Genomic DNA, 4,182 nt, shown 5'->3' with positions numbered 1-4,182 from the left:
GATTCGCTCCAGCTTAGCATATTCATCCACAACCCGCACTCTGCCTGTGCCAACTGGTTCGTTTTCGTAATAAACAAGGACATGATCGGCGATATCTTCAAATTCATCCAGCTCTACTTCCTCCGCTACACCCTGCTCCTTCACGAAGACTGCTTTCCGAATACGGAATGCATCATCTAATTGCTCTTCAGTCGTAATACGTTTCGTTTCCATCCATCTCTTTCCTTCCATAACTAAATTACTTTTTGTCCTGCGTTTCAGCAGCCTATACTTCTTATTATAATGCTTAATGCTTATTTAGCAAAAATTACTGGTTTGTTTGACTCCGATTCATCCTTCTTCCGATTCCAAACGTTGTTTTTTTCTGCAGACATACACAAACGCAGGTGGAATATTAAACGGAACAAATATTACTTCATCAATATAGAAATAGAAGCTCAACTGCTTTTTCATTTGCTGAGAATATTGAAAGGCAATAAACAGACCATTATCCCGTAAAGAGGCCGTAATCTGTTCCAGCAATGCTGTTCTATACGCTTGAGTAAAATTAAAAAATGGAAGTCCACTTATGATGCAATCAAGTTGTTCGATTCCTTCTTGGGCCAAAGCTTCATGCAGTTCCATCGTATTCTGAAAGATTAAGAACCGGGGATAAGCATCCTTTAATGCTTTAAACAAATACGGATCCTTCTCAAATAATAAAATATTTGTTTGGCTGCTGGCAGCTTTTTTAATATGCTTGGTTATCGCCCCTGTACCTGCACCTAACTCAGCTACGTGATTTACAGCATTCCACGGCACGCTTTCAACCATTTTTCGGCCTAAATAATTTGAGCTCGGGGTTACGCTTCCCATTTGGCCTGGTTTATAAAGGAATTTAAACAAAAATAATATTTTCTCGAGAATTAATTTATGAATACCCATCTGCTGCGAAAGCCTCCCTTATTGCAAGCTCATCAAGCTAGAAATATATGAAGTAAAGGGAATGGTGAACGATTTCTGAGCACTTTTACAATACTGTGTATCCTATTCCGAGTAAAATCACTATCTTGAGGAACTATATGCCAAATACGGAGCGTTTTTTTAGGTTTATTACATGCTATGCTGTTCTTAGGTTTAACCATTATATTAAAAGGCGGGATCATTCGTGTCATACCTATCTATTAGTACATGGAGTTTACATCGCATATTAGGCCCTCTCCGCTTGACGATTTGGGATACAGAAACAAGCAGCCATCAGATTAGAGAACAGGAACAGCCTCAGTTGTTGACCTTACTAGAGCTTCCCGCAGAAGCGGCTGCCAGGGACTATCAAGCGCTGGAGGTTTGTCATTTTCATTTCGCTTCAACGGAGCCAGAATATCTAGACCAGCTAAAAAAATCCTTTCACGAAGCCAATATCAAATTTGATACGCTGTTGCTCGATTACGGCGATATCACTTCAGCAGATGAAAACAAGCGATTGGCCGACCTCTCTTTGATTAAAAAATGGATCGATATCGCCTCACTTTGCGGAGCAAAGCAAATACGGGTTATTGCTGGAGAAGCCTCCCCTACGGATGAAGCAGCCATTCAAATTTCAGCGGTATCCTTAGCTGAGCTGGCATCGTACGGAGCCTCCAAGACTGTTCATGTCATTACAGAAAATTTCAAATCGCTCACTTCAACTGCCGAAAGCAGTCTCAAGCTGCTTGCGCAAGCTGGAAGCCAACTCGGTTTTATTACGGATTTCGGAAATTATCATGGTGAAGGGAAAGTCGAAGAAATCGGAGCGACAGCTCCCCTTAGCGTTTCCGTTCATGTGAAGCCCACCTACGATCAAGCTGGCTTCCCGGACAAAAATGAGCTGATTACTTTTCTCAACAAAGTTGAAGAAACAGGCTACGACGGCGCATATGTCCTCATTTATGATGGTCCCGGCGATATGTGGGCGGGCTTGGAACGCGTCAAAGCTATTGTAAAGCCATTTTTATTGACAGTCCGTTAGCACCCTCCTATACTAATAGAGTACATAGAATGATAATCGTTATCGATACAGCATATACTTTATTAGCCATTATTTTAGATTAGAAAATGAGGAGCTCGCTAATGCCGAATCAAATGGATTTTACGCTTGTCGAAACCTATTTTCATATTTCACCGGGGGGTGCGGCCCATCCCCTGCTTGAGCTTCCAGCCGTTAATTTTCATAATCGTGAAATTTCTCATGCAACCTTGATTAAGGCTGGCGATATGGTCCAAGCAACGGGCATGGAATTAGCAGCATCCTTTGTCGGCATGTCCTTCTTCAATCTTTGTATTACGAACCTCATTTTTGCGGCCCAATACAACCGATATTTAGATTTAACACTGCAAAACTTGACCTATCAGCTGGAACAACATAATGATCATGCACATCTTGGCTTTAAAATTAATGAATTGCGCTGGACAGAGGTTCCGACCGAAGATCAGGAACGTAAGGCTTTTCTTGAGCAAGCCTTCGGTTCCTATTTCAAAGAAGAAATAAATGCAATCGTCGAAGCTATTGCACTTAGCGCTGATGTGAAATCAGCGATGATTTGGAACCAAGTGGGCGGCCAAATCCATTTTGTGCGAGATTATGTGAATCAAAATATTAAGGATCCCGCTCTTCTTTCCAATTTCCAACGGGATTTTGATGTTTTAGTCGGACTTCCAGCTGAGGTATTTAACCGTAAACGCAATCCATTCATTCACAAACCGCGCTATATTGATAATCCGTGGGCACCTGAAGGTGAAAAACTGATGCTGCATTCCTCCTGCTGCATGTATGAATGCCGGTTAGACGGTCAGAAATGTTATACCTGTCCGCGCATGCTGCCCGAGGAACGAGAAGAAAGAAGCAAGCTGGTTGCTGCTGGATCTCAATAAACAAAAAAGCTGTTGACAGATAGGGACTGACCCCCGTTTGTGAGACAGGGATCAAAACACCTTTCAAGTTTAAACAGCCAGTCGTCGGAAATCAATCGGCGACTGGTTATTTAGTTTCGTTTGAATCCTAATTGAGTTATAGTATGTAATGTAATCTCGAACGGTCTGCTCAACGATGGCTGTCGTTGTACAGGTTAGCCCTTCGAGATAGAACGTTTCAGACTTTAGCGTGGAATGAAACGATTCGATGGGGGCATTATCAGCGGGCGTACCCTTGCGGGACATGCTCATGGTGATGCCTTTTCTTTTTACAGCTTCCTGATAGGCCTGCGACGTGTAGACRCTGCCTTGATCGCTATGGAGCACAGCACCTGGCAGAGCTGGCAGTTGATTTAGCGTGTGCAACACAAATGCAGTATCTTGTTTGTCTGATATACTGCTAGCGACAATCTCTCCGTTAAACAAGTCTAAGATACTCGATAGGTATAACATTTTTCCACCATACGGCAAATACGTAATATCTGTAACGAGTTTGTGCATCGGTGCCTCAGCTTGAAATTGACGCTTTAACAGATGCTCCGCTATGTATGCAGGCTGCCCCGTCAGCTTCCGTTTCTTGACTTTGACACGGCATTGCAGCTGCTCACGTTGCATAATCCGTTGCACACGTTTGTGATTGATCGTCTGTTTCTTTTGTAGCAGCGCGGTGATCTTTCGATAGCCGTAACGGAATTTATGTTCCTTACAGAGCTGTCGTATTTGTTCAACCGTATGATCCTCATAAGGGAGCTCACATGCCGTTTTCCAGCGGTAGTAGGTGGCACGAGCTATCCCAAGCCATGCACAAGCCTGAGACACCGTTACTTCTCCTCGGATAGACCCCATCCAGGCGACAACGACTCGCGGTTCCACCTCCTTTCCATCTCCTTGTACTTTTTTAGAACGTCCAATTGTTGCTTCAGAAACCGATTTTCTGCTTTCACTTTCTCAAGCTCTGAAGTGTGTTCCGGACCTTTTTCATAGCTGTATTGTTTACCAACAGGCTGCTCCAGGCGATGGAGCTCATTATTCCGGAACCATGCCATCCAAACCTTCAATTGCGTTACATTACGAATGTCCAGTTCTTCCATTACTTCTTTTACTGGGACACCTGCCAATCTCAATTCAATAGCCTTCATCTTTGTTTCCACTGGGTAGCYTACTCTTGTTGCCAACKCAAAAACACCTCCAAGGTTGTATCCACATCTTACGACATGTTCACATTCTCTTGAAGGTGTTTTGATTTGTCTCACT

5 protein-coding genes are annotated in these 4,182 nt (G+C 43.2%); 2 read left to right on the top strand and 3 right to left on the bottom strand.

Annotated features, from left to right (window positions below):
- Both AC1DLI_RS34130 and AC1DLI_RS34125 read right to left on the bottom strand, forming a co-directional pair.
- Window positions 1–213, bottom strand: a 213-nt coding sequence (locus AC1DLI_RS34130) for a GNAT family N-acyltransferase (protein ID WP_477610143.1), incomplete at its 3' end; no start/stop codon positions are given.
- Between the two features lie 117 nt (window positions 214–330).
- Entirely contained in the window at window positions 331–924 is a 594-nt protein-coding gene (locus tag AC1DLI_RS34125; protein WP_477610141.1) for a class I SAM-dependent methyltransferase, read from the bottom strand.
- Between the two features lie 223 nt (window positions 925–1,147).
- On the opposite strand from AC1DLI_RS34125, the gene AC1DLI_RS34120 reads away from it, so the two are divergent.
- Entirely contained in the window at window positions 1,148–1,987 is an 840-nt protein-coding gene (locus tag AC1DLI_RS34120; protein WP_477610139.1) for a sugar phosphate isomerase/epimerase family protein, read from the top strand.
- 101 nt (window positions 1,988–2,088) lie between these two features.
- On the top strand, window positions 2,089–2,889 hold the full coding sequence (locus AC1DLI_RS34115; RefSeq protein ID WP_477610137.1) for a hypothetical protein: 801 nt from the start codon (window positions 2,089–2,091) through the stop codon (window positions 2,887–2,889).
- Window positions 2,890–2,958: 69 nt separating this feature from the next.
- On the opposite strand, the gene AC1DLI_RS34110 is transcribed toward AC1DLI_RS34115, so the two are convergent.
- Window positions 2,959–4,103 (bottom strand): IS3 family transposase gene (locus AC1DLI_RS34110; RefSeq protein WP_477610135.1). Its coding sequence is split into 2 segments (ribosomal slippage): window positions 2,959–3,830 and window positions 3,830–4,103, totalling 1,146 coding nucleotides; the frame shifts between segments, so codons are not numbered across the junction.
- Window positions 4,104–4,182 lie beyond the last annotated feature (79 nt).

The organism is Paenibacillus sp. 01T443 (assembly GCF_056398325.1).
The sequence above is the reverse complement of the archived record's forward strand: the minus strand, read 5'-3'. Positions and strand labels throughout refer to the sequence as shown.